We start from the raw sequence: 22,054 nt of genomic DNA, 5'->3' as shown, positions 1-22,054 counted from the left end.
GGGCAGACGCATCGCCGCCGGCGATGCGGGTATCGCCAGCGGCGCTGCCAGCGACGGTCTTGGCGGACACCGCGCCGGGAAAATGGGCTACCATGCATCCTGTGTCTGCTTGGCGGTGGCTCTGCTGTCGCGCGCCGCGCATGCCGCGGACGACGCTCAGAAACTGGATGACCGACTCATGAAATCCCCCGAAAGGCGTTTCGAATTGGCCCGGCCGACCCTGGCGGTGCTCTTTCTCTGCGTGCTCATCGCCGCATCGCTGTGGATCCTGCAGCCCTTCCTGCCGGCGCTGATCTGGGCGACGATGGTCGTCGTCGCCTCCTGGCCACTGCTGATCCGGGCGCAGCGCGGTTTCGGAAATCGCCGCCTGCCGGCAGTGATCCTGATGACCTGCCTGGTCCTCCTCGGCCTCGTCGTGCCGCTGTCGGTGGCGATCGCCACCATCGTCGACAACGTCGACCAGATTGCCGATTGGGGCAGGTCGCTGAGCGCCCTGCGCGTGCAGGAGTCGCCGCCGGCCTGGGTCGGCGAAGTGCCGCTCGTCGGCGCCCGACTCGAGCAGGCGTGGCGGCAGATCGCCGCCACCGGTACGAGCGAGCTGGCGACCAAGGTCGCCCCATACGCCGGCAACCTGACGCGCTGGTTCGTCAGCGAGATCGGCAGCTTCGGGCTGGTCTTCGTGCAGTTCCTGCTCACCGTCGCTCTGTCCGCCGTCCTCTACGCTTCGGGGGAGAAGGCGGCAACGGGTGTTCGCCGCTTCGGCCATCGCCTCGCCGGCGAACGCGGCGAGAGTGCCGTCATCCTTGCCGGCCAGGCGGCGCGTGCCGTTGCTCTCGGCGTTGGCGTGACCGCGATCGTCCAGTCCCTTCTCGGCGGCATTGGCCTCGCCATCGCCGGAGTGCCGTTCGCGCCGGTGCTGACCGCGGTGATGTTCATGTTCTGCATCGCCCAGCTCGGCCCGACGCTGGTCTTGGCGCCGGCCGTGATCTGGCTGTACTGGGGGGACAACACCGGCTGGGGAACCTTCCTCCTGATCTGGACGGTCTTCGTCGGCACCATGGACAACTTCCTGCGGCCGATCCTGATCCGTCAGGGCGCCGACCTGCCGCTGCTGCTGATTCTCGCCGGCGTCATCGGTGGCATGCTGGCTTTTGGACTGGTCGGTCTCTTCGTCGGCCCGGTCGTCCTGGCAGTCGCCTACACCCTCCTCGCCGCCTGGATCAACGAGCTTCCGCCCGAGGTCGGCGGGGCGTCCGGGATGGCTGCGCAGCGACCTGCCGGCGCGGGCGAGCCACCACCCTGAGGTCGTCGGCTCCGGACGCAGGCGCCTCCGCCATCTTCAATCCTTCTTCGAGGTCCGCAGAATGTTCTCTGGAATCATCGCCGCCGTTGGCTGGATCACCGACATCACGTCCCGTGGTGATGGCGCGGCAACCGTTCGCCTACGCATCGACGCCGGTCGGCTCGGACTCGATGACGTGTCTCCCGGCGATTCGATCGCCTGCAACGGCGTCTGCCTGACCGTGGTCGACCTGACGGGCGAGACCTTCTGCGTCGACGTTTCGCCGGAAACGCTGGCGTGCACGACCGGTCTCGCTGAAGCTGGCCCGGTCAACCTCGAGAAGGCGCTGCGGCTCGCCGACCGCCTCGGCGGTCACCTCGTCGCGGGTCACGTCGACGGCGTCGGCGAGGTGCTGTGCTTCGATGCCGTCGGCGACAACCGTCGGCTCGAGATCCGCGCGCCGGCGGCGCTCGCCAGGTACATCGCGCGCAAGGGCTCGGTCGCCGTCGACGGCGTCAGCCTGACGACCAACAGCGTCGACGGAGCGAGCTTCAGCATCAACCTGATTCCCCACACCCTGGCGGCGACGACACTTGGCCGTCTGACTCCGGGCAGCCGGGTGAATCTCGAGGTCGACCTCATCGCTCGCTATTGCGAACGCCTGCTCGCGACCGATGGCACGATCGATTAGCCGTACCTGCGCGGCTGTTGCCCGGACGGCAGCCGCCTCGCGGAGAATGCCTGCCTGCCGCCCGGGCTGCCGACGACTGCGGGTGGGGCGTCGCGTGGCGCCCCACCCTGGTGCCGCATCACGCTCGGGCTGACCGCTTCAGCGCAGGGATTCCTGCACCGACCGCATCGGCCGCACCCATGGCTGGTTGACCTGCAGTTCCGCCGGCAGGGCGGCAATGGCCGCGCGTGCCTGCGCCAGCGTCGGGAATACGCCGAAGAAGAGGTTGTAGCGTTCGCCCCCGGCGCCTTCACTGACCGAGTAGGCGAGCGAGTCGAGCGCCAGATGTGCCATGTTGCGGTCGATGAAGCGCGCCATGTCGCCCTGGCTCGGCGAGGTCACCAACTGCACCGTGTACGCTCCGGGGTTCTGTTGCCTGAGCCACTGGGCGTCATGCAACACGCCGCCGCCGACGCCCTGGAGCCGCAGCTTGCGGACGGCGCTGCGCAGGTCGGCGAGACTCTTTTCGAGGCTGCCGATCCGACCGCCGACGCGGTCGATGCTCGCCTGCTGTTGCGCATCGCTTTCCTGCTGGGCGGTCATCCGCGCCGCCAGTGCGGCGACCTGGGCATCGACCTCGCTGATCCGGGACTGGTTCTGCGTGACCGCCGCCTCGGTGCCGGCGGGTGCGAAGGCAGGCAGCCACTTGACGAGGGCGAAGCCGAGGACGGTCAGCAGGAAGAGGGCTGTGATCGCCAGGTGCGTCCACTTGAACCTTGCTCTGGTCTCACCGCGGTGTGTCGTCAATGCGGCTGCCAGCGTGCCGATCTCCGCATCCAGACGCCCTGTCTCGGAGTGCAGGACGCCGACCAGTCGCCGTAGATCCTGGAATTCGGCGTAATGCTCACGCTGCAGGGCGCCGAGGCCGTCGATCCGTGCTTCGACGATTGCATGCTGCCTTTCCGTCTGCTCGCGTACCGCCTCGATGCGGCTCTTGTTGCCGCGCGTCGCGGTATCGAGCAACTGGCAGGCGATGTCGAACTGATCCAGACGTGCACGTTGCTCGGCGACGATCTGCTCCTGCGCCCTGAACAGTGCCTCGAGCGAACCGATGCCGGCGTCGAGCTGCGCCAGCTCCGCTGCGATGCGGGCGTTGCTGCTCGCCAGGCGGGACTCCCAGCGCTGCTCGGAGTCGGCGAGAGCGGCATGCGCCTGGCCGCGGACTGCCTCGAGGCGCTCCTCGACCCCGGTGGCACGGGCTGCCAGTGACGAGCCTTGCTGCTGCAGGTCGGCGCCGAGCTGATGCACGCGCCCGGACAGCAGGCCACCGGACTGGCGGATTTCGTCCAGCTCACTGTCGATGCGGCGGTTGTTCTCGGCGTACAGCGCCGTCAGTTCTTCGTAGTCGCGCAGCACGCGGTCGAGCTGGGCGTTGATCTCCTTCGCCGTCGTGGCGGCACCGCTGGCCTGCGTCAGCTCGAGCAGTCTCGCCATCTCCGGGCGGATGACGGGAGCTGGCGGGGCAGTTGCCTCGGCTGTGTGTTCGGTGGCGGGCTGCGAATCGCTCGGCAGCACCAGTTTGGCAGTTTCGGTCATGTTCGGCCCCTCCAGTGGATTGACAGGCATGCGTCCAGGAAAATGCGTGCTGGCGCACAGTGCAGCGGCAGTTCAGCGATTCTCCCGGAGCTCCCTCGATGGCGACACGCGTACCCATGCGACACGCCCGCGGGAGTATAGGTTGCGCGATCGATCGTGGTCAATCGCTGCGCCGGCGCTGCAGTGGGCAGCCTGCGCCGATCATGCAGCCCGTGCCGTCCTGCGAGGCCCCCCCGCCCGGCGTTGCCCGTCCGGATTGCAGACGACCCGTGGCAGCTCACGAAAGCATGTCGGCCCAGATGTTCTGCGCCCAGCCGGCAGCGATGCGGCCTTCGAGTTCGCTGCGCACGCTCGAGACGCCACCGGCGCCCGGTACCGGCTGCAAGACCCGCGAGGCCTGGTCGTACCGGTATACCGCCGCGACGTGAATCGCGCTGCGCGCGTCCACGAAGCTGTAGCAGGTGTTCATCAGCAGGGGTGCCTGGTCAGGTTGCTCGCCCGCGAGCAACCTGAGGATCGCCGCCGCGGCGAGCTTCGCCTGCTGGTTGGCAACGTGTCCCGACTTCGGCATCGTCGGCGCCGGGAAGATCGCGTCGCCGAGCACATGCACCCCTGGCGTGTCGCTCGACTCCATCGACAGCCAGTCGATCTCCACCCAGCGCTGGTTGATCAGCTTCAGCCCCGATCGGGCGGCGATGTCGGCTGCGCGCTGCGGCGGTATCACGTTCAGGACGTCGGCCCTGATCTGGTCGAAATCGAGACGGGCAGTCTTCGTCGCCACGTCCACGTCGCGCAATTCGCTCTGCGGCCGATACTCGATGATCTCCGGGTAGAGCTCGGCCCAAGCCTTGGCGAACAGTCCCTTCTTGGAGACGATCTCGTCGTTGGCATCGAGGACGACGACCTTCGACCGCGGTTTGTGTCGCTTGCAGTAGTCGGCAACCAGGCAGGCCCGTTCGTACGGACCCGGCGGGCAACGGTACGGCGCGCGCGGGATCGACAGGACGAAGACGCCGCCGTCCGGCATCGCTTCGAGCTGGCGGCGCAGCGCCACGGTCTGCGCGCCCGCCTTCCAGGCATGCAGGATGCTGGCCTGGGCGTCGGTGTTGTCGAGCCCGGGAATCTCCTGCCACATGAAGTCGATTCCGGGCGACAGTACGAGGCGGTCGTAGCGCAGGTCGCCACCGCCGGCCAGGCGCAGGCTGTGCGCCGCCGCGTCGATCGCCAGCACCTCGTCATGGACGATGCGCACCCCCCAGTGGCTCTGCAGGCGATCATAGCCGAGGGTGATGTCGGCCATGCTGCGGCTGCCGCCGATGACCAGATTGGACATCGGGCAGGAGACGAAGCTGGGCGAGCGCTCGACCAGCGTGACCTCGACGCCGCGCGCGCTCCACATGCGCAGGTACTTGGCCGCCGTGGCGCCGCCGTAGCCGCCGCCGACGACGACGACATGGCCGCGCGGCTGCCGCAGGCCGCTCCCGGCACAGCCCGCGAGGGCGAGCACTCCGGCCAGCGTGCCGGCCTTCAGAAAAGCGCGTCGGTTGTGGTCTGCCATGTCGTCGTTTCCTACTTCTGCGCCGCAAAGTAGGCGGCGATCAGTTCGAGCTGCTCGTCAGTGTAGCCTTTGGCGATCTGCGGCATGATCGTACCGGGCCGCAGGCCGCTCTTGAAATCGGCCAGTTTCTGCAGGCTGAGGCGCTTCTCGATACCCGCCAGGGGGTCGATCCCGGAACCGGCGACCGGTCGGCCGTCGGTTCCGTGGCAGTTGGCACAGGTGGCAGCCAGATTGCGCGCCCGTTCCGGGTCCTCCGTCTGGGCGAACAGGCTGCTGGTCAGCAGGGTCAGGGTGAGAAGAGCCGCTGGCGATTTCATCGAGAGTCCTCCGGAACGCCGACCGGCGCGGGACACGCCGGCCGGGAGCGCGCTGCTTCACACGCGCACGATGCGAACGCTGTCCGTGCTGCCGGCGCGTGGCCCGGCGGAGCCGAAAACGAAGGCCAGCAGGTCGCCCTCACGTACCAGGCCGGCGCTGCGGGCGGCGGCGACGGCGAGTCGCAACTGCTCGCCAGGGTCGGCGTTCGCCGGCACGACGAGCGGCCGGACACCCCAGACCAGCGACAGGTCGCCGAGCACCTGGCTGCTGGTCGAGATGCCGGCGATCGGTACCTTCGGCCGGAAGGCGGCGACGCGATGCGCCGTCTGTCCGCTGCGGGTCGGGCACAGGATCGCCGCGACACCGAGTTCCTCGGCCGCCTGCACGGCAGCGTGTGCCACTGCCCAGGCGACGCGGTCGCCGTCGGCGCCGCTCGCCTCCGGCGCCACGCGCAGCCGCGGCCAGCCCTCGGCGGACTCGGCGACTTCGCTCATCATGCGCACCGCCTGGCTCGGGTAGAGGCCGACGGCGGTCTCCTCGGAAAGCATCAGGGCATCGGTGCCGTCGAGGACGGCGTTGGCGACGTCGTTGACCTCGGCACGGGTCGGCAATGGCGAGCGGGTCATCGACTCGAGCATCTGCGTCGCGGTGATCACCGGTTTCCCTGCCAGGTTGCAGTGGCGGATGATCTCCTTCTGCAGCAGCGGCACGCTGCGGGCCGGCATCTGGATGCCGAGATCGCCACGTGCAACCATCACCGCGTCGGCTGCCTTGACGATCCCGTCGAGGTTGTCGATGGCGGCTGCCGTCTCGATCTTCGGCACCAGCGCCGGACGAATGCCCCGCTTTGGGAGCATTGCCCGTACCCGCTCGACGTCTTCGGCACGGCGAACGAAAGAGAGGCCGATGAAATCCACCTTGGCGGCGATCGCCATATCGAGGGCCAGAGCGTCGCGCTCGGTGAAGGGCTCGACGTGTGCCTCGGCGCGTGGCAGGTGCATGCCCTTGCGCGAGCGCAGAGTGCCGCCGCGCACGACCTCGGTGCGCACGTCGTCGCCCAGCGACTGCAGTACCCGCAGCACGATGGCGCCGTCGGCGAGGTAGACGTCGTCGCCCGGGCAGGCCCATTGCGCCAGATCGGAGAGGGTGGTTGCCACATGTCGCTCATCGCCGCGGCCGTCGTCGCTGCCGCTGAGAATGAATTCCTGGCCATTTGCCAGTTCGACTTCGCCGGCGGCGATGACGCCCGAGCGGATTTTCGGGCCGGGCAGGTCAACGAGGGTGCCGATGCTGCGCCCGAGCACCTGCGACAGTTCGCGCACCCGGCGGACGTTGGCGCTGTGCGTTTCCATGTCGGCGTGTGCCGCGTTCAGACGCACCACATCGACGCCGGCTTCGAGGAGCTGCCGCAGCGACTCGGTGTCGGCGGTGGCGGGGCCGATGGTTGCCACGATCTTGGTTCGGCGCATCAACTACTCCTTGCTCGTTTCAAGCCACCGGCCGTCCGGCCGGCACCCTGCAGCCGTGTTGACGGCCAGCCTCAGGGCAGTGTTCCATGCTGAAACGCGACAAAAACGCGCGAGTATATGGGCGGCCAGCGCCAGCAGTCAATGTGGGCGCTGGCCGGAGGCCGAGGCGGCGGGCCGCTTGGGGGCTCAAGCAAGGTCACGGCAGGGGTTGCAGGAGTGGTCCCCGGTCGCGCTTGCGGGCGACGATGACGATGTCGCGCTGGAAGCATCGCGGTGCCATCCGGTACGCCAGCCGCAGGATTCTGTCGCGCCAGCATCGCTGCCGGTCATCGTGGCGATAGCCGACCGACTCCAGGCTGAAGCCGGATGCCATGACGAAACGCCTGACTTCGGCGCACGAGTACTCGCGCACATGGCCCATGTGTCCGAGGCGGCGCAGCTTGCCGAACTCGGTCAGCGGATCGGCGATGCTGCGGCCGAGAACGAAACGGGCGAGGCTCGGCAGCGAATAGACGTTCGGCGTCGTCAGCAGGAGGAAGCCACCGTGCTTCAGGACGCGGCAGATTTCCGACAGGACGAAGGCCGGGTCGATGCGCAGATGTTCGAAGGTATCGCAAAGCAGCGCCCCACTGAAGTGCTCATCGGGGAAAGGCAGGGGGCTGCGTTCGATGTCGCACTGGCGTACGTCGAGGTGCAGATCGTCGATCAGACGGGCGACCCGCTGCGGCGCGATGTCGACGCCGATCACCGGGTAGCCCGAATCCTGCAGCAGAGCGGTCATGTGGCACGGTGCCGAACCGACGTCAAGGAGGGCGCCGACGGGCGCCAGCGCGGCGAGAAGTTGCAGATCCGCGAGGTAGCGTTGCGCATGCGCCGCCAGGTTGCTGAAGTGCCATTGACGGGCGAGGCTGCAGTCGCGGTGTACCGCCGACCAGAGATTCTGCAGCGCGACCTCGCCAGCGGCCACCGTCGATGCCCTCATCTGCTCGCTATTCCACTGCTGCCGCCGGCCGGGCGGAATCGATGCCCGCAGCGTCGAGTCGCCGTGACCTCACTGGCCGAACCTGCCGACGACCTGGTCGAGGTCGCGCGACAGCTGTTCGAGACGGCTGGCGCTGCCGGCAGTCCATTGTACACGCGGCGTCGCCCTGCGCGGGCGAACCGTCAACCACGTGGACGGCGTCGGCTGTGAGTCCTGCGGCTGCGTTCAGCACTTCCTGCGCACCGCTGCGGATCGAGCGTACTGTCGCGCGCAGCGCGGTCTGCATGGTGCTGATGTCGGCAAGCAGGCTGCGCTGGTCATTTGGACGCAGTTGCAGCGCCTGCGTGCGGTGCTCGCCGGCTTTGCAGAAGCTGGCCTCGCCGACGGCGGCGCTCGTCAGGGCGCTGCTGCTCCGCCAGACGATGAGGTTGCCAGCGAGCAGCAAGGCGCAGATGAGCAGTGCCGAGCAGAGCAGCGATTGCTTGCGTGAGAGCTGCTTCAGTTTCATGATGGGGGCTCGACCCGGCGAAATTCTTTCAGTGATCAGGTTCTGGACCGGGCATGGCATCGGCAAGCCGGGCGGGGAGCCACTTGTAGACCCGGTCGCCGGGTCGGAAGTGTCGCTCCTGCTGCGTGTCACCGTTAACGGCAGTCCGGCAGCGATCTCGAATGGCTGGTGACCTCGCGCCTTGGGCTCGCGCGGATGAGCCCGACAGTCGCGCAGCCTGTCTTTGCCCTGCGTGCCCGTGCGGTGGTAACCTAGCCGGGATTTCACCATCAGGGAGCAGAGACCATGCAAGCGAGATCCCGTCGTTGGCTTGTTGCCATTGCCATTGCCGTTGCCGCAATCGGTTGCGTTGGCACGCCCGAGTCTGGTGGTGACACTGCGCGTTCGTCGGCGCTGCCCGCCCCGCCTGATCCGCCCGACAACCCGACGACGCCGGCGAAGGCGGCACTGGGCAAGAAGCTGTTCTTCGATCCGCGGCTGTCCGGTGATGGCAGCATGGCCTGCCAGGGTTGCCACTATCGCCATCTCGGCTGGACCGATGGGCTCGCGCTGTCGCGCAAGGTGGGCGGTGGCATGAATACCCGGCATACGCCGAGCGTCTATAACACCGGCTATTACACGTCCTGGTACTGGGATGGGCGGGCGAAGACGCTGGAGGGGCAGGTCACGGCTGCCTGGAAGGCGCAGATTGGTGCCGATCCGGCGCGTGCGGCAGCTGTGATTGCGGCTGTGCCGGCGTATCAGGCCGAGTTCCAGGCGGTATTTGGCGTCGCGCCGAATGCCGAGAACACCGCGCAGGCGCTGGCTGCGTTCCTGCGCACGCTGAACAGCGGCGAGTCGCCATGGGATCGCTACACTGCCGGTGACAAGACAGCCGTCCCGGCCGATGCGCTAGCCGGCTACGAGTTGTTCAACGGCAAGGCGGGCTGCGCCGGTTGCCACAAGCCGCCGCTCTTCAGCGACGGGCAGTTCCACAACGTCGGCCTCGAAGCCGGCAAGGCCAACCCGGATCCCGGCCGCTTTGCCGTGACCAAGGATCCCAGGGATCTGTCGGCGTTCAAGACGCCGTCGCTGCGCTCGGTGGCGATCTCCGGTCCCTACTTCCACGACGGCAGTGTCGGCAGCCTCGATGCGGCGGTCCGCTACATGGCTTCGGGTGGCAAGGCCGATGCGAACAAGAGCGGCCTGCTCGTCGATCGCAAGCTTGCCGACAAGGAGATCGCGCAATTGCTGGCCTTTCTCGAGACGCTGACCAGCCATGAGCGTTTCGAGCCGCCGAAGGTGCCGTAGCCGCTGTCGATGAGCGCAGCCAGGCACTGGCGCCAGAGGCGGTGAAGGCCAAGACGCAGCTCGCCGGCATCGCTTTCGGTCTCGTTGCCTATGGCATGTGGGGATTCTTCCCGCTGTTCTTCCACCAGCTCTCGCACGTGCCGCCGATGGACATCCTGAGCCACCGCGCCGTCTGGGCTTGCGTCTTCGTCGGCGGTCTGCTGACAGTGCGCCGGCAGTGGTCGAGCGTCGTTGCCGTCATGCGCAGCAGGAGCCATCTGCTGCTGCTGGGCGGTGCGGCGCTGCTGATCGGCGCCAATTGGCTGGTCTTCCTGTGGGCGGTCGGCGCGCAGCAGGTTGTCGCGTCGAGTCTCGGCTATTTTCTGACGCCGCTGGTCAATGTCGCTCTTGGACTGGCCGTTCTCAACGAGCGCCTCAATCGGCTGGAGTGGCTGGCGGTGGCGCTGGCCGTGGCGGCGATCGGCAACGAGATCGTCGCTTTCGGCAGCCTGCCATGGGTGTCGCTGGTTCTTGCGACCACCTTCGGCACCTACGGCCTGATCCGCAAGCGCCTGCCGATCGATGTCGTCTCCGGGCTCTGGCTCGAGACGATGGCAATGCTGCCGCTGTGCGTGGGTTACGCGATCTGGCAGGCGGAGCGGGGACACGCCGTCTGGTCCGGGCACCCGCCGCTGACCGCTGCCCTGCTGATTGCCTCCGGGGTGCTCACTGCCCTGCCGCTGCTGTCTTTTGCGGCCGCGACGCAGCGTCTGGATCTGGCGACGGTCGGCATGCTCATGTACATCAACCCGACGCTGCAGTTCGTCACCGCCGTCTGGCTCTTTGGCGAGCCGATGCAGGCGACCCGCTTGCTCAGTTTCGGCCTGATCTGGCTGGGTCTGCTGGTCTACAGCTGGAGTGCGTGGGGGAAGTACCGCCATTCCCCATGACCGGGAGTGGCGACCGCCTGCACGAGGCCGGCAAGGGTGACGGGTCGCGAGCCGGTTTTCCTGCGGAGATCGACCGGTGCTATCTGGCGGCGGTGTTTCCCTGGCGGTGACGCGCGAGCCAGTCGATCGCGATGCCGATTGCCGGCGAGGCAAGGAACGCGACCATGACGACGATCGTGAAACCGGCGCCGAACAACGGGATGCTCTCTGACATTTTCCTTCTCCAGTTCCTGCGACGGGCTCGCCCTCGCGTGCCCGGAACCCGTCTCACCACTGCCCGTCGGGCGCCGCTGATCGAGTCTTGGAGGGAAATGTATGGGCCTGACCGCCTGCCGGCAAACGATAAAATCTCAGGTGACGGGTGAGATTTTTTCACCCGCCTGTCCCGCGGTTGCCACGCGGTCGTCGGGTCGCCGCCTTGCAGCGCCAGCCGAAGGATGGGAAACTGCCGCTTCCGCAAACACTCAGGGGAAATCGATGACGAGTCAGGACATTTCGCGTTGGCAGGAACTGGCGTTGCAGTACGGTTCGGAACTGGGCATCAAGATCCTTGCCGCGATCGCCTTCTGGGTCGTCGGGCGCTGGCTGATCGGCACGGTCGGCCATCTGGTGCAGAGCGCGCTCGAGCGACAGAAGGTGGACGCGACCGTCATGCGCTACCTCGGGACGGTCATCAACGTCACCCTGAACATTTTGCTGGTGGTCGGCATTCTGGGCTACTTCGGCATCCAGACGACCACCTTCGCGGCCCTGTTCGCTGCCGCCGGTGTCGCCATCGGCCTCGCCTGGTCCGGACTTCTCAGCAATTTCGCCGGCGGCGTCTTCCTGATCATCCTGCGGCCGATCAAGGTGGGCGATTTCGTCACCGTCGGTGGCATTACCGGTACGGTGAAGGAGGTCGGCCTGTTCACGTCGGCGATCAACACGCCCGACAACGTGCTGACGCTGGTCGGCAACAGCAAGATCTTCGGCGACACGATCCAGAACTATTCGGCCAATCCCTATCGCCGGGTTGACCTGAAGGCGCAGCTGTCCGGCGCTGCCGATCACACCGCGGCGATGGCGCTGCTCCGGGAAAAGGTTGCGGCGATTCCGAACGTCATGGAGGCTCCGGCAGTCGATGTCGAGATCCTGGAACTGAACCTCGTCGGGCCGGTTCTGGCGGTGCGCCCTTATTGCCACACCGACCACTACTGGCAGGTCTATTTCGATACCAACCGGACGATTCGCGAGTCGCTCGGCGCCGCTGGTTTTCCGGCACCGATGCCGGCGCAGGTGGTTTTCGTCAATCAGCAGTAGCTTGGGTGGCGCGTGCCGCCGGCTGCCGCGCGCGTCCGGCGCACTCTGATCGGGGTCAGGCGTGGCGCCCGAATTCCTGCCCGGCAACAGTCTGCGGCTGCTCAACAGCGGCGCCGAGTATTTCCCGGCGCTGCTGGCGGCGATCGACGAGGCAGAACGCGAGGTGCACCTCGAGACTTACATCTTCGAGGATGACCAGACCGGGCGCGCCGTTGCCGCTGCCTTGGCGGCAGCCGCCTGCCGCGGTGTCGTCGTGCGCGTTCTGGTCGATGGCTTTGGCGCGCCGGGATTTGCCGAGCAACACCAGCCCGGACTGCTTGCTGCCGGGGTGCAGGCGCTGGTCTACCGGCCCGAGATCGCCCGTTTCCGCTTGCGACGTCATCGCCTGCGCCGACTGCATCGCAAGCTCGCGCTGATCGATGGCCGGGTCGCCTTCGTCGGCGGCATCAACGTCATCGACGACTTCAACTCGCCCCACCGGTCATCGCCGCGCTACGACTACGCAGTGCGCGTCGAAGGCCCCTTGCTGGTACCGATCCAGCGGGCCCTGCGCCGCCTGTGGGAGATCGTCCTCTGGGCGAGGCTCAATCGCCGCTACCGCCTGACGCGGCTGGTCGAAGCGAGCGGCGCCGCGTGCGGCGAGCAGACGGCAGCCTTCCTGGTGCGTGACAACCTGCGTCACCGGCGCGACATCGAGCGGGCCTATCTCGACGCGATCGGTGCGGCGCGCGAGGAGATCGTTCTCGCCAACGCCTATTTCCTGCCCGGTCGGCGCTTCCGGCGAGCGTTGCGGGCTGCCGCCGGCAGGGGCGTGCGGGTGACGATCCTGCTGCAGGGACTGGTCGAGTATCGACTGCTGCACTACGCGACGCAGGCGCTGTATGGCAACCTGCTCGCCGCCGGGATCAGGATCTTCGAGTATCAGCGCAGCTTCCTGCATGCCAAGGTGGCGGTCATCGATCACCACTGGGCAACGGTCGGCTCGTCGAACATAGATCCCTTCAGTCTCCTACTGGCGAGGGAAGCGAACGTCGTCGTCCTCGACCGGGGCTTTGCCGAGGACCTGGAACAGAGCCTCGCGGCAGCGATGCGCGACGGCGCGCTGGCCTTGCCGGCCGATAGCTGGCAGCGCCAGCCCTGGTACTCGCGCCTGCTGCGGCGGGCCAGCTACGGCCTGCTGCGGATCTTTGTCGGCATCAGTGGCTATGGCGGCAAGCGGTGACCGACGATGACGCTGCGCCGAGCCGGTACGCGGCTGATCGACCAGTTGGCGATGGCCCAGCGCCAGAAGTCGGGCAGCGGTGCATGGCGAACGTCGGCAGGCACGACATGGCCGAGAAACTCGAGTGCCGCCGCCAGCAGCGGGGTGCCGGCAGCGGGGTCGATTGCCTTGGCGCGGGTCTGCTTCGACAGCTTTTCGCCGGCTGCGTTGCTCACCAACGGCAGGTGCGCGTAAGCGGGCACGGGCAGTTGCAGGCGCTGCGCAAGCCAGATCTGCCGAGGTGTCGAGTCCAGCAGGTCGGCGCCGCGGACGACCGAGTCGATGCCCTGCGCCGCGTCGTCGACCACCACTGCGAGCTGGTAGGCAAACTGCCCGTCGGCTCGCAGCAGGACGAAATCGCCGACGACCGTCGCCAGATTCTGCCGCTGCGTTCCCTGCACCCGATCGTCGAACGAGATTTCCTGTGCCGGCGCGACCATCCGCCAGGAGCGCGCGCTGCGTCCCGGCGGCAGGCCGGAGCGGCAGGTGCCGGGGTAGACGAGAGCACCATCTACCCCCATCGCTGGTGCGCAGGCGGCGATTTCGCGGCGTGAGCAGGTACACGGGTAGACATCACCGCTGTCACGGAGCTGGCTCAACGCGGCGCGATAGGCGTCCAGGCGTCGGCTCTGGTAGAGGACCTCGCCATCCCATTCGAAGGCCAGTCCCGCCAGCGCGCGCAGAATGGCGCCCGCGGCACCGGGGACGGTTCGATGCTGGTCGATGTCCTCGATGCGCAGCAACCACCTGCCGGCGTTGGCGCGCGCATCAAGAAAGCTGCCAACGGCGGCCACCAGCGAGCCGAAATGGAGACAACCCGTCGGCGACGGGGCAAAACGACCGCAGCGGGCCGTCGGCCGCTTGCCCGCCGCTGCAATGCTGCTCGTCATGGCAGGTCGCCTTTCCGCTCTGCCGTGCGCCCGGCCGACTGCTGCCGCGCTTCGATCGGCGCGTGGCGCCTTGGTGTTTGCTGCCGGCACGGGTAAAATCTTCCGGTCATCATAAGGATTGCCGTCATGCGTGACCGTTCGCTCACTCCTGCCGACGAAGCCGCCATTCTCGCCGAGGCACTGCCCTACATCAAACGCTTTCACGGGCGGACCATCGTCGTCAAGTATGGCGGCAACGCGATGACGGATGAGCATCTCAAGCAGTGCTTTGCCCGTGACGTGGTGCTGCTGAAGCTGGTGGGCATGCATGTAGTCGTTGTCCACGGCGGCGGGCCGCAGATCGAGACTCTCCTCAAGCGAGTCGGCAAGAAGGGTCGCTTCGTGCAGGGGATGCGCGTCACCGATTCGGAGACGATGGAGATCGTCGAGATGGTGCTCGGTGGCCAGGTCAACAAGGACGTCGTCAATCTCATCAATCAGGCGGGAGGCAAGGCAGTTGGCCTGACCGGCAAGGACGGCAGCTTCATCCGCGCGAAGAAACTGTTGCTGGCGGATCGGGACAACAGCGAAGACCTGATCGACGTCGGCCAGGTCGGTGACATCACGCAGATCGACCCGTCGCTGATCGGTCACCTCGAGGCCGGAGGTTTCATCCCGGTGGTGGCGCCAATCGGTGTCGGAAAGAATGGCGAGACCTACAACATCAATGCCGATGTCGTTGCCGGGAAGATCGCCGAGATCCTCAAGGCCGAGAAGCTTGTCCTGCTGACCAACACGCCGGGTGTACTCGACGAGGCGGGTGTCCTGATCACCGGCATGACGCCGAAGCAGATTGACGACATGGTTGCCGATGGCACCCTGTCCGGCGGCATGTTGCCGAAGATCTCTTCGGCGCTCGATGCTGCGCGCAATGGTGTCAAGAGCGTGCACATCATCGATGGCCGCGTCGAGCACGCGTTGCTGCTGGAGATCCTGACCGACCACGGCGTCGGTACGATGATCAAGTCTTATTGAGCGGGAGATCACGCTGAACGCGGCGTCACCGGTGTGGCTGTTCGACCTCGACAACACGCTGCACGATGCCACGCCGCACATCTTTCCGCATATCAACCGCGCGATGTCGACCTACATCCGCCACCACCTCGGCGTGGATGACGACGAGGCGACCCGCATCCGGCTCGAATACTGGCAGCGCTATGGCGCGACGTTGCTCGGACTGATGCGCCACCATGGAACGGACCCGCAGCATTTCCTTCGCCACACGCATGACTTTCCGGACCTCAAGCGGATGCTGGTATTTGAGCGTGGGCTGAACGCCATGCTGCGGCGCCTGCCCGGGCGCAAGATCGTCTTCTCGAACGCGCCGCTGGCCTACAGCGAAGCCGTTCTAGAGCTGGTCGGGGTGCGCCGCCGGTTCTCCGCACTGTACTCGGTCGAGCGGCTTCGCTTCCAGCCGAAGCCGGCGCTCGGGGCTTTCCGCCATCTTCTGCGCCGCGAGCTACTGTCGCCGCAGCGCTGCATCATGGTCGAGGATTCGCTCGCCAACCTCAAGACGGCGAAACATCTGGGGATGAAAACTGTCTGGATCAGTTGCAGCACCCGGCAGCCGCCGTGGCTGGATCTGCGCCTGCGGTCAGTGCTCGATTTGCCACGGCATTGGCAGCGCCTGCAATTGCCGCAGTCGGGCTGGCGGTCGTTGCCCCGGGCACGCAAGCTGTTCTCTGGAGGCGGTGGCGAAGCGCCATGACAGAGTCGGACTCACTCGCACAGCAGTTGCTGGAATACCGCGCCATTCTCGATCATTCCGGGATTGCCGTGGTGTGCATGCGCAATCGTCGAGTCTATCGCTGCAACCCGCGCGCCGAGGAACTCTTTGGCTGGCAGCCCGGGACTCTGGTCGGGCAGGCCGATCTCGTCTTCTATTCCGACCGGGAGGCCTGCGACGCCCTGCGGACGCGAGCGCGCTCGGCCTTGCGCATCGAGCAGGCGGTAGACCTGGTGACCGACATGACGCGCCGTGATGGCAGCATCTTCGTTGCCCACGTCGTCGCGCGCGCGATCGACCCTGCCGCACCTGCCAACGGGACGGTCTGGATCGTGCGCGACATTTCGGACGAGGTTCGCGCCCGCGCAGTCAACGACAGCCTGTTGCGCGAGCAGACGCTGATCTTCGAGCGGGCACCGATCGGTATTGCCTTCCTGCGCGACCGGGTCATCCTGCGCTGCAATCCCAGCTTCGAGAAGATGTTCGGCTACCCGCCAGGGACACTGCCCGGCCAATCCACCCGCATCTGCTTTGCCAGCGACGCCCAGTGGATGGAGGCCGGCGAGCGCGCGCATGCGGTGATCGATACAAGCGGGCGTTACAGCGGCGAACTCGAGTACCGCAAGGCTGATGGCACACCAATCTGGTGCCAGGTCACGGGCAGCCGCTTCAACCCGGACAACCCGGATGAGGGCCTGGTCTGGCTGTTTGAAGACGTGACGGCACGCCGCGCTGCCGAAGAGGCGCTGGTCGACAGCCTGTGGGAGCAGCAACTGATCTTCGACAACGCGATGATCGGCATCTCCTACCAGCGGCAGCGGACCATTCTGCGCTGCAATCATCGCTGTGAGGAGATCTTCGGCTACCCGCCAGGGGGCCTGAACGGGCAGTCGGCGCGCATCCTCTTTGCCAGCGACGCGGCGTGGGAAGAGGGTGGGCGGCTGGTCTACGAGCATCACCCGGGCAGGGAGACCTTCGCCGGCGAGTTTGTGTTCTGCCGGCGTGACGGCCAGCCAATCCGGGTGCGGGCGATCGGTCGCACCATCGGCGAGCACGAGAAGGCTGACACCTGGATCTGGACCTACGAGGATGTCACGGCGCAACGGGCGGCAGAGGAGAGACTGCGGCAAAGCCATCTCGAACTCGAGCACCGGGTCGGCGAGCGCACCCGCGAACTGTCGCAGCAGCTCCATTTCATGCGTCAGTTGATCGAGGCGATTCCCGGCCCGGTCTTCTACAAGAGTCGTGCTGGGCGTTATCTTGGCTGCAACCAGGCGTTCCTGGACATGATCGGCAAACGGCGCAGCGAAGTGGTGGGCGCCACGGTCTACGACGTCGCGCCGCATGATCTCGCCGAGCGCTATCGGGCTGCCGACAACGAACTCTTTGAGCGTGGCGGTTCCCAGGTCTACGAGGCGCAGGTCCGCCACGCCGATGGCGGCTACCGCGACGTCATCTTTCACAAGGCGACCTACGGCAACGCCGACGAGCCGGGCGCCGGTCTCGTCGGCGTGATGCTCGACATCACCGAACGCAAGCGGATGGAGGCGAGGTTGCAACAGGCGGCCACCGTCTTCGACAGCAGCGCCGAGGGAATCACGATCACCGCTCCCGACGGTCGCATCATTGCCGTGAACCGGGCGTTCACGGAGATCACGGGTTACAGCGAGGGGGAAGTGATCGGGCGCAACCCGCGCATTCTGCAGTCGGGTCGTCAGGATCGTGATCTCTATGTGGCGATGTGGCGGGAGCTGACCACCGCCGGGCGCTGGCAGGGCGAGCTGTGGAACCGGCGCAAGGATGGACAGACCTTCCTCGAATCCCTGACGATCAGCGCCGTGCATGACAGCGCGGGCCGCGTCACCCACTACGTCGGCGTGTTCTCGGACATCACCGAGTTGCGCCGGGCGCACGATCAGCTCGACCATCAGGCACACCACGATCCGCTCACCGGCCTGCCAAACCGGCTGCTGCTGGGCGACCGCTTGCACAAGGCATTGCAGCGGGCGCACCGCGATGAAACCGACCTGGCGGTCCTGTTCATCGATCTCGATCGCTTCAAGATCATCAACGACACGCTCGGCCACCAGGCCGGCGATCGGGTCCTCTGCGAGGTGGCGCGGCGCCTGCGGCGGTTGATGCGGGAATCGGACACGGTCGGCCGCCTGGGTGGCGACGAGTTCCTGATCATCGTCGAGCGGATCGCCGATCCGGGTGCCGCGTCACATGTCGCGGAGAAGATCCTCTGCGTTCTGCAGGATGCCCCGGTGACGGTCGAGCAGGAGTTCTTTGTCGGCGCAAGTATCGGTATCAGCGTTTTCCCGCAGGATGGGAACGATGTCGAGACACTGATGAAGAATGCCGATGTGGCGATGTACCGGGCAAAGGAGCGTGGTCGGAATACCTACGACTTCTTCACCAAGGCCCTGACCCGATCATCGCTCGAACGTCTGCAGATGGAGACTGACCTGCGGCGCGCCATCGAACGTGACGAGCTGCGGGTCTACCTGCAACCGCAGTTTTCGCTGCTCGATGGCCGCTTGCTTGGCGCCGAGGCGCTGGTGCGCTGGTGGCGGCCGGAGCACGGGCTGGTGATGCCGGGGGAGTTCATCAGGCTGGCCGAAGAGTCGGGGTTGATCGTGGCGATCGGCGAGTGGGTCCTGCTGACGGCGGCAGGCCACTGGGCGGCCTGGCTTGCCGCCGGCCTGGCTCCCGGTGTGCTGTCGGTCAACGTCTCCGGCGTCGAGTTCAGCCGCGGCGGAATCGAGCAAACGGCGCGCAAGGCCATGGCATCATCGGGTCTGGCCGCGCGTTGCATCGAGCTGGAAATCACCGAAAGTGCCATCATGAGCCATGCCGAGGGCAGCGTACAGGTGCTCGACAATCTGCGGGCTATGGGCATCAGCCTCGTCATCGACGATTTCGGTACCGGCTATTCCTCGCTGGCCTATCTCAAGCGGCTGCCGATCAACAAACTGAAGATCGACCAGAGCTTCGTGCGGGGCTTGCCGGGCGGCGTCGAGGACTGCGCGATCACCCGGGCAGTGATCGCGCTGGCCCACAGCCTGCAACTGACGGTCATCGCCGAGGGGGTCGAGTCGGAGCTGCAGCGTGACTTCCTGGCCGGCGAAGGCTGCGACGAGATGCAGGGCTACCTTTGCGGACGGCCGCTGCCGATCGACGAGTACCGGCAACACCTTCTTGATCATTGAGGCGACAGAGCAGAAGATGCTTTCCCGATTCCCCTTCATCGACGCGCTCAAGGCGCTCGCCGCGCAGTTGATCGTACTGCATCATCTCGCCTTCTACGGGCCGATGTCCGACCACGCGCACGCACTGGCGCCGGACCTGATCTCCTGGTTCAGCCAGGACGCGCGTTACGCTGTCCAGGTGTTTCTCGTGCTCGGCGGCTTCCTCGCCGTCCACAGTCTGGCGCCGGCCGGTTGCCTGCGCGCGACGGAGCCGCTCGACCTCCTCTGGAAGCGCTATCGGAAGCTGGTCGGTCCCTACCTGGTTGCGCTCCTGGTCGCCCTGCTCATTGCTGCCATCGGCCGCGCTCTGATGGTACACGACTCATTGCCGGGGCGTCCCAGTCTGTCGCAGGTGCTGGCGCATGTGTTCCTCCTGCAGAGCATTCTCGGCCATGAAGGCCTCTCGGCGGGCGTCTGGTACATCGCCATAGACTTCCAGCTGTTCGCACTGCTGCTCGGCCTGTTGTGGCTGGCACGCCAGGCCGCCGGCAGCGCTGCCGGCGAGGCCGCCATTGCTGCCGGCCTCGTTGCCACGCTGGCCATGGCGTCGCTCTACCACTTCAATCTCGACGCCGACTGGGATAGCTGGGGTGTCTACTTCTTCGGTTCCTACGCCCTCGGTGTGGTCAGCTACTGGGCGAGCAACGGCCAGCCGCAACGTGCCGCCCGGTGGCTCCTGCCGGTGCTGGCGGCGGTTGTGCTCACGCTGCTGCTCGAGTATCGGCCGCGCATCGCGGTGGCCCTCGTGGTGGCGCTTGCACTCGCACTGGCGCGTTGTTCCGGTGTTCTCGAGCGCTGGCCGAAGGCGCGGCTGATCGGCTATCTCGGACGGACCTCCTATTCCCTGTTCCTGGTCCATTTTCCGGTCTGCCTGCTGGTGAACGCACTCTTTTCGCGCTTCGCGCAGGATGGCCCGTGGCTCAATCTCGCCGGTCTCATCGTTGCATGGCTGGCGAGCATGGTCGCTGCGGCGTTGTTCTACCGTTTCGTCGAAGCGGCGATGCAGGGCGCTCGCCGCCGCAGCACTGCGCCCGCCGTCGTCAGGCAGAGTTCCTGAGCCAAGCGGCGGCGCTGAGCGCGAAGTAGCTCAGGATGCCGTCAGCACCAGCGCGCTTGCATGCCAGCAGGCTTTCCAGAACACAGGCTTCCTCGTCGAGCCAGCCGTTCTGGGCCGCAGCCTTGAGCATGGCGTACTCGCCGCTCACCTGATAGACGTAGGTCGGCACGCGGAACTCTTCCTTGACCCTGCGAACGATGTCGAGGTAGGGCATTCCCGGCTTGACCATCACCATGTCGGCTCCCTCGGCGATGTCCAGAGCCACCTCGCGCAAGGCTTCGTCACTGTTCGCGGGGTCCATCTGGTAGCTGTATTTGTTGCCCTTGCCGAGGTTGCCCGCCGAGCCGACGGCGTCGCGGAACGGACCGTAGAAGCTCGAGGCATACTTGGCCGCATAGGCGAGGATGCGGGTGTGAATCTCGCCGGCGTCATCGAGGGCGCGGCGAATGCGGGCGACGCGGCCGTCCATCATGTCGGATGGCGCGACGATGTCGGCACCAGCCTGCGCATGCACCAGAGCCTGCCTTGCGAGCACCTCGATCGTCTGATCGTTGAGAACGTAGGCACGCGGGTCATCGGCATCGATCAGCCCGTCCTGTCCGTGGCTGGTGTACGGATCGAGTGCGACGTCGGTGATGACGCCGAGTTCGGGGAGTTCCTTCTTCAGCGCCGCCACCACCCGCGGTACCAGTCCGTCGGGGTTCAGCGCCTCTGCCGCCGCAGCTGTCTTGCGGCTGGCGTCGACCACCGGGAAGAGGGCGATGGCCGGGATTCCCAGAGCCAGGGCACGCTCCGCCGTCTTCAACAGCCGATCCAGGCTCTGACGCTCGACCCCGGGCATCGAGGGAACGGGCTCCACGCGTCCCGCACCCTCGACGACAAACACCGGGTAGATGAGGTCGTCAGCGCGCAACTGATTCTCGCGCATCAGGCGACGGGAAAAGTCATCGCGTCGCATGCGGCGCATGCGGGTGCCAGGGAAGTGGGCTTGGATGGGCATGGTCGGCGCCTGTCTTCAGGGGTGGATGGACATCAGGTGTGGATAAACACAATGAATCGAATTCTCGGCGTGCCGGGGGAACTGTTCGGACCCGACAGCACTCCATTCAAGCAGATGGCGCTGCCGTCTCCCGCTTCACCTCCCTGAGCGGGTGCCTTATTTCCTTAAGGCATGTCTTGCCCCCGGCTCCCCCCCTTTGCCGGGGGTTTTTTTTGTTGCTTGCCGGCGCTGGTGGTGCTGCGTGCGCTCCAGCCGATTGCCGCACGTTTCGCACGCGCGCGCGCTGCACCCGGCACGCTGGCGGGCGCTGGCGCCGCTTCCTTCACGCTCAACCCGACCCAGGCGGCGAGAACGGTCTCGGCCTGTGCGATTCCCCACTTCTTGAGGCTCGAGAAGAGTTGCCATGTGCAGTGGCCGCCAGTTGCCCCCAGCACGCGGGCAACCTCGCGCGATGCGAGTTCCTGCTGTTGGCGGGTGAGCTTGTCCGCCTTCGACAACAACACATGAATCGGCTTCCCCGTCGGCGCAAACCAGCCGAGCATCTGCAGGTCGAGTTCGGTCAGTGGGTGCCGGCTGTCCATGATCAGGACCAGGCCGCAGATCGCTTCGCGGTGGCGCAGGTAGGGCGCCAGCAGGCCTTCCCATTGCGAGCGGATCTCTTCCGGAGCCTTGGCGTAGCCATAGCCGGGCAGGTCGACAAGATATTTTCCGGGTTCTATCCGGAAGTAGTTGAGGTGCTGGGTCCGTCCGGGCGTTCGCGAGACAAAGGCGAGGCGGGTGTGGTTGGCGAGCGCATTGATCGCCGACGACTTGCCCGAATTCGAACGACCGGCAAAAGCGATTTCGGCCTGCGAATCGCCCGGCAGATCCTGCAGCCGGGCCACCGTCGTCTGGAAGACAGCGTTCTGAAAAAGGGGCATGGAGGAACC

Annotated in this window: 19 protein-coding genes; 10 read left to right on the top strand and 9 right to left on the bottom strand. The window is 66.5% G+C overall.

The genetic code is table 11. The features are described 5' to 3' along the window. The first annotated feature begins 178 nt into the window (after positions 1–178). The gene (ydiK, locus tag HT579_01050) at positions 179–1,303 is read left to right on the top strand and encodes an AI-2E family transporter YdiK (protein QKS27676.1); all 1,125 of its coding nucleotides are present in this window, start codon (positions 179–181) and stop codon (positions 1,301–1,303) included. A 61-nt stretch (positions 1,304–1,364) separates the two neighbouring features. Next, on the top strand, positions 1,365–1,973 hold the full coding sequence (locus HT579_01045; protein QKS27675.1) for a riboflavin synthase: 609 nt from the start codon (positions 1,365–1,367) through the stop codon (positions 1,971–1,973). A gap of 138 nt (positions 1,974–2,111) precedes the next feature. Here the strand turns inward: HT579_01045 and HT579_01040 are convergent, their stop codons facing one another. The 6 genes from HT579_01040 to HT579_01015 all read right to left on the bottom strand — a co-directional run bounded on the left by HT579_01040 (position 2,112) and on the right by HT579_01015 (position 8,383). Beyond that, complete coding sequence (locus HT579_01040) at positions 2,112–3,548, bottom strand: SPOR domain-containing protein (protein QKS27674.1); 1,437 nt, start codon at positions 3,546–3,548, stop codon at positions 2,112–2,114. Between the two features lie 277 nt (positions 3,549–3,825). Beyond that, positions 3,826–5,106: an FAD-dependent oxidoreductase gene (locus HT579_01035; GenBank protein QKS27673.1), complete on the bottom strand. Its 1,281-nt coding sequence runs from the start codon at positions 5,104–5,106 to the stop codon at positions 3,826–3,828. Between the two features lie 11 nt (positions 5,107–5,117). After that, a complete protein-coding gene (locus HT579_01030) occupies positions 5,118–5,423 on the bottom strand; it encodes a c-type cytochrome (GenBank protein QKS27672.1) in 306 nt (101 codons plus the stop codon). 57 nt (positions 5,424–5,480) lie between these two features. Next, positions 5,481–6,893 carry a pyruvate kinase gene (gene pyk, locus HT579_01025; GenBank protein ID QKS27671.1) on the bottom strand — a complete coding sequence of 471 codons (1,413 nt, stop codon included), beginning with the start codon at positions 6,891–6,893 and terminating at the stop codon, positions 5,481–5,483. 196 nt (positions 6,894–7,089) lie between these two features. After that, positions 7,090–7,875 carry a class I SAM-dependent methyltransferase gene (locus HT579_01020; GenBank protein ID QKS27670.1) on the bottom strand — a complete coding sequence of 262 codons (786 nt, stop codon included), beginning with the start codon at positions 7,873–7,875 and terminating at the stop codon, positions 7,090–7,092. Positions 7,876–7,882: 7 nt separating this feature from the next. Further along, positions 7,883–8,383 carry a hypothetical protein gene (locus HT579_01015; protein ID QKS27669.1) on the bottom strand — a complete coding sequence of 167 codons (501 nt, stop codon included), beginning with the start codon at positions 8,381–8,383 and terminating at the stop codon, positions 7,883–7,885. Between the two features lie 285 nt (positions 8,384–8,668). Between HT579_01015 and HT579_01010 the strand changes: the two genes are divergently transcribed. The 4 genes from HT579_01010 (at position 8,669) to clsB (ending at position 13,123) form a co-directional block, all read left to right on the top strand. After that, positions 8,669–9,673: a c-type cytochrome gene (locus HT579_01010; GenBank protein ID QKS27668.1), complete on the top strand. Its 1,005-nt coding sequence runs from the start codon at positions 8,669–8,671 to the stop codon at positions 9,671–9,673. A 41-nt stretch (positions 9,674–9,714) separates the two neighbouring features. Continuing rightward, positions 9,715–10,602 (top strand): EamA family transporter RarD, encoded by an 888-nt coding sequence (gene rarD / locus HT579_01005; GenBank protein QKS27667.1) that lies wholly within the window; start codon positions 9,715–9,717, stop codon positions 10,600–10,602. A 477-nt stretch (positions 10,603–11,079) separates the two neighbouring features. Beyond that, positions 11,080–11,901, top strand: a complete 822-nt coding sequence (locus tag HT579_01000) for a mechanosensitive ion channel family protein (GenBank protein QKS27666.1) — start codon at positions 11,080–11,082, stop codon at positions 11,899–11,901. Positions 11,902–11,962: 61 nt separating this feature from the next. Beyond that, positions 11,963–13,123, top strand: a complete 1,161-nt coding sequence (gene clsB / locus HT579_00995) for a cardiolipin synthase ClsB (protein ID QKS27665.1) — start codon at positions 11,963–11,965, stop codon at positions 13,121–13,123. On the opposite strand, the gene gluQRS is transcribed toward clsB, so the two are convergent. Continuing rightward, positions 13,105–14,052: a tRNA glutamyl-Q(34) synthetase GluQRS gene (gluQRS, locus tag HT579_00990; GenBank protein QKS27664.1), complete on the bottom strand. Its 948-nt coding sequence runs from the start codon at positions 14,050–14,052 to the stop codon at positions 13,105–13,107. The two genes, clsB and gluQRS, sit on opposite strands and share 19 nt — an antisense overlap. A 126-nt stretch (positions 14,053–14,178) precedes the next feature. Between gluQRS and argB the strand changes: the two genes are divergently transcribed. From argB to HT579_00970, 4 genes are read left to right on the top strand one after another with little or no spacing between them, the layout of a single operon-like run. Then, entirely contained in the window at positions 14,179–15,066 is an 888-nt protein-coding gene (gene argB / locus HT579_00985) for an acetylglutamate kinase (GenBank protein QKS27663.1), read from the top strand. A gap of 31 nt (positions 15,067–15,097) precedes the next feature. Beyond that, on the top strand, positions 15,098–15,799 hold the full coding sequence (locus HT579_00980; protein ID QKS27662.1) for a pyrimidine 5'-nucleotidase: 702 nt from the start codon (positions 15,098–15,100) through the stop codon (positions 15,797–15,799). Next, positions 15,796–19,029, top strand: a complete 3,234-nt coding sequence (locus HT579_00975) for a PAS domain S-box protein (GenBank protein ID QKS27661.1) — start codon at positions 15,796–15,798, stop codon at positions 19,027–19,029. Before HT579_00980 ends, HT579_00975 begins: the two co-directional genes overlap by 4 nt. A gap of 16 nt (positions 19,030–19,045) precedes the next feature. Then, complete coding sequence (locus HT579_00970; protein ID QKS27660.1) at positions 19,046–20,125, top strand: acyltransferase; 1,080 nt, start codon at positions 19,046–19,048, stop codon at positions 20,123–20,125. On the opposite strand, the gene hemB is transcribed toward HT579_00970, so the two are convergent. After that, positions 20,109–21,125, bottom strand: coding sequence for a porphobilinogen synthase (hemB, locus tag HT579_00965; protein QKS27659.1), 1,017 nt, complete (start codon positions 21,123–21,125; stop codon positions 20,109–20,111). The genes HT579_00970 and hemB overlap by 17 nt on opposite strands. 164 nt (positions 21,126–21,289) lie before the next feature. After that, positions 21,290–22,045 carry a YihA family ribosome biogenesis GTP-binding protein gene (locus HT579_00960; GenBank protein QKS27658.1) on the bottom strand — a complete coding sequence of 252 codons (756 nt, stop codon included), beginning with the start codon at positions 22,043–22,045 and terminating at the stop codon, positions 21,290–21,292. Positions 22,046–22,054 lie beyond the last annotated feature (9 nt).

Origin of the sequence: Candidatus Accumulibacter similis (assembly GCA_013347225.1) — a bacterium.
In the GTDB taxonomy this organism is placed as follows: domain Bacteria; phylum Pseudomonadota; class Gammaproteobacteria; order Burkholderiales; family Rhodocyclaceae; genus Accumulibacter; species Accumulibacter similis.
This window is presented reverse-complemented; position numbering and strand designations above follow the sequence as displayed.

Coding starts and splice junctions, on each gene's coding strand:
- HT579_01030 (QKS27672.1), bottom strand. CDS start 5,423: ATGAAATCGCCAGCGGCTCTTCTCACCCTGACCCTGCTGACCAGCAGC.
- HT579_01040 (QKS27674.1), bottom strand. CDS start 3,548: ATGACCGAAACTGCCAAACTGGTGCTGCCGAGCGATTCGCAGCCCGCC.
- HT579_00970 (QKS27660.1), top strand. CDS start 19,046: ATGCTTTCCCGATTCCCCTTCATCGACGCGCTCAAGGCGCTCGCCGCG.
- HT579_01000 (QKS27666.1), top strand. CDS start 11,080: ATGACGAGTCAGGACATTTCGCGTTGGCAGGAACTGGCGTTGCAGTAC.
- HT579_01010 (QKS27668.1), top strand. CDS start 8,669: ATGCAAGCGAGATCCCGTCGTTGGCTTGTTGCCATTGCCATTGCCGTT.
- HT579_01045 (QKS27675.1), top strand. CDS start 1,365: ATGTTCTCTGGAATCATCGCCGCCGTTGGCTGGATCACCGACATCACG.
- HT579_01015 (QKS27669.1), bottom strand. CDS start 8,383: ATGAAACTGAAGCAGCTCTCACGCAAGCAATCGCTGCTCTGCTCGGCA.
- HT579_00975 (QKS27661.1), top strand. CDS start 15,796: ATGACAGAGTCGGACTCACTCGCACAGCAGTTGCTGGAATACCGCGCC.
- hemB (QKS27659.1), bottom strand. CDS start 21,125: ATGCCCATCCAAGCCCACTTCCCTGGCACCCGCATGCGCCGCATGCGA.
- HT579_01020 (QKS27670.1), bottom strand. CDS start 7,875: ATGAGGGCATCGACGGTGGCCGCTGGCGAGGTCGCGCTGCAGAATCTC.
- gluQRS (QKS27664.1), bottom strand. CDS start 14,052: ATGACGAGCAGCATTGCAGCGGCGGGCAAGCGGCCGACGGCCCGCTGC.
- pyk (QKS27671.1), bottom strand. CDS start 6,893: ATGCGCCGAACCAAGATCGTGGCAACCATCGGCCCCGCCACCGCCGAC.
- HT579_01035 (QKS27673.1), bottom strand. CDS start 5,106: ATGGCAGACCACAACCGACGCGCTTTTCTGAAGGCCGGCACGCTGGCC.
- ydiK (QKS27676.1), top strand. CDS start 179: ATGAAATCCCCCGAAAGGCGTTTCGAATTGGCCCGGCCGACCCTGGCG.
- HT579_00960 (QKS27658.1), bottom strand. CDS start 22,045: ATGCCCCTTTTTCAGAACGCTGTCTTCCAGACGACGGTGGCCCGGCTG.
- argB (QKS27663.1), top strand. CDS start 14,179: ATGCGTGACCGTTCGCTCACTCCTGCCGACGAAGCCGCCATTCTCGCC.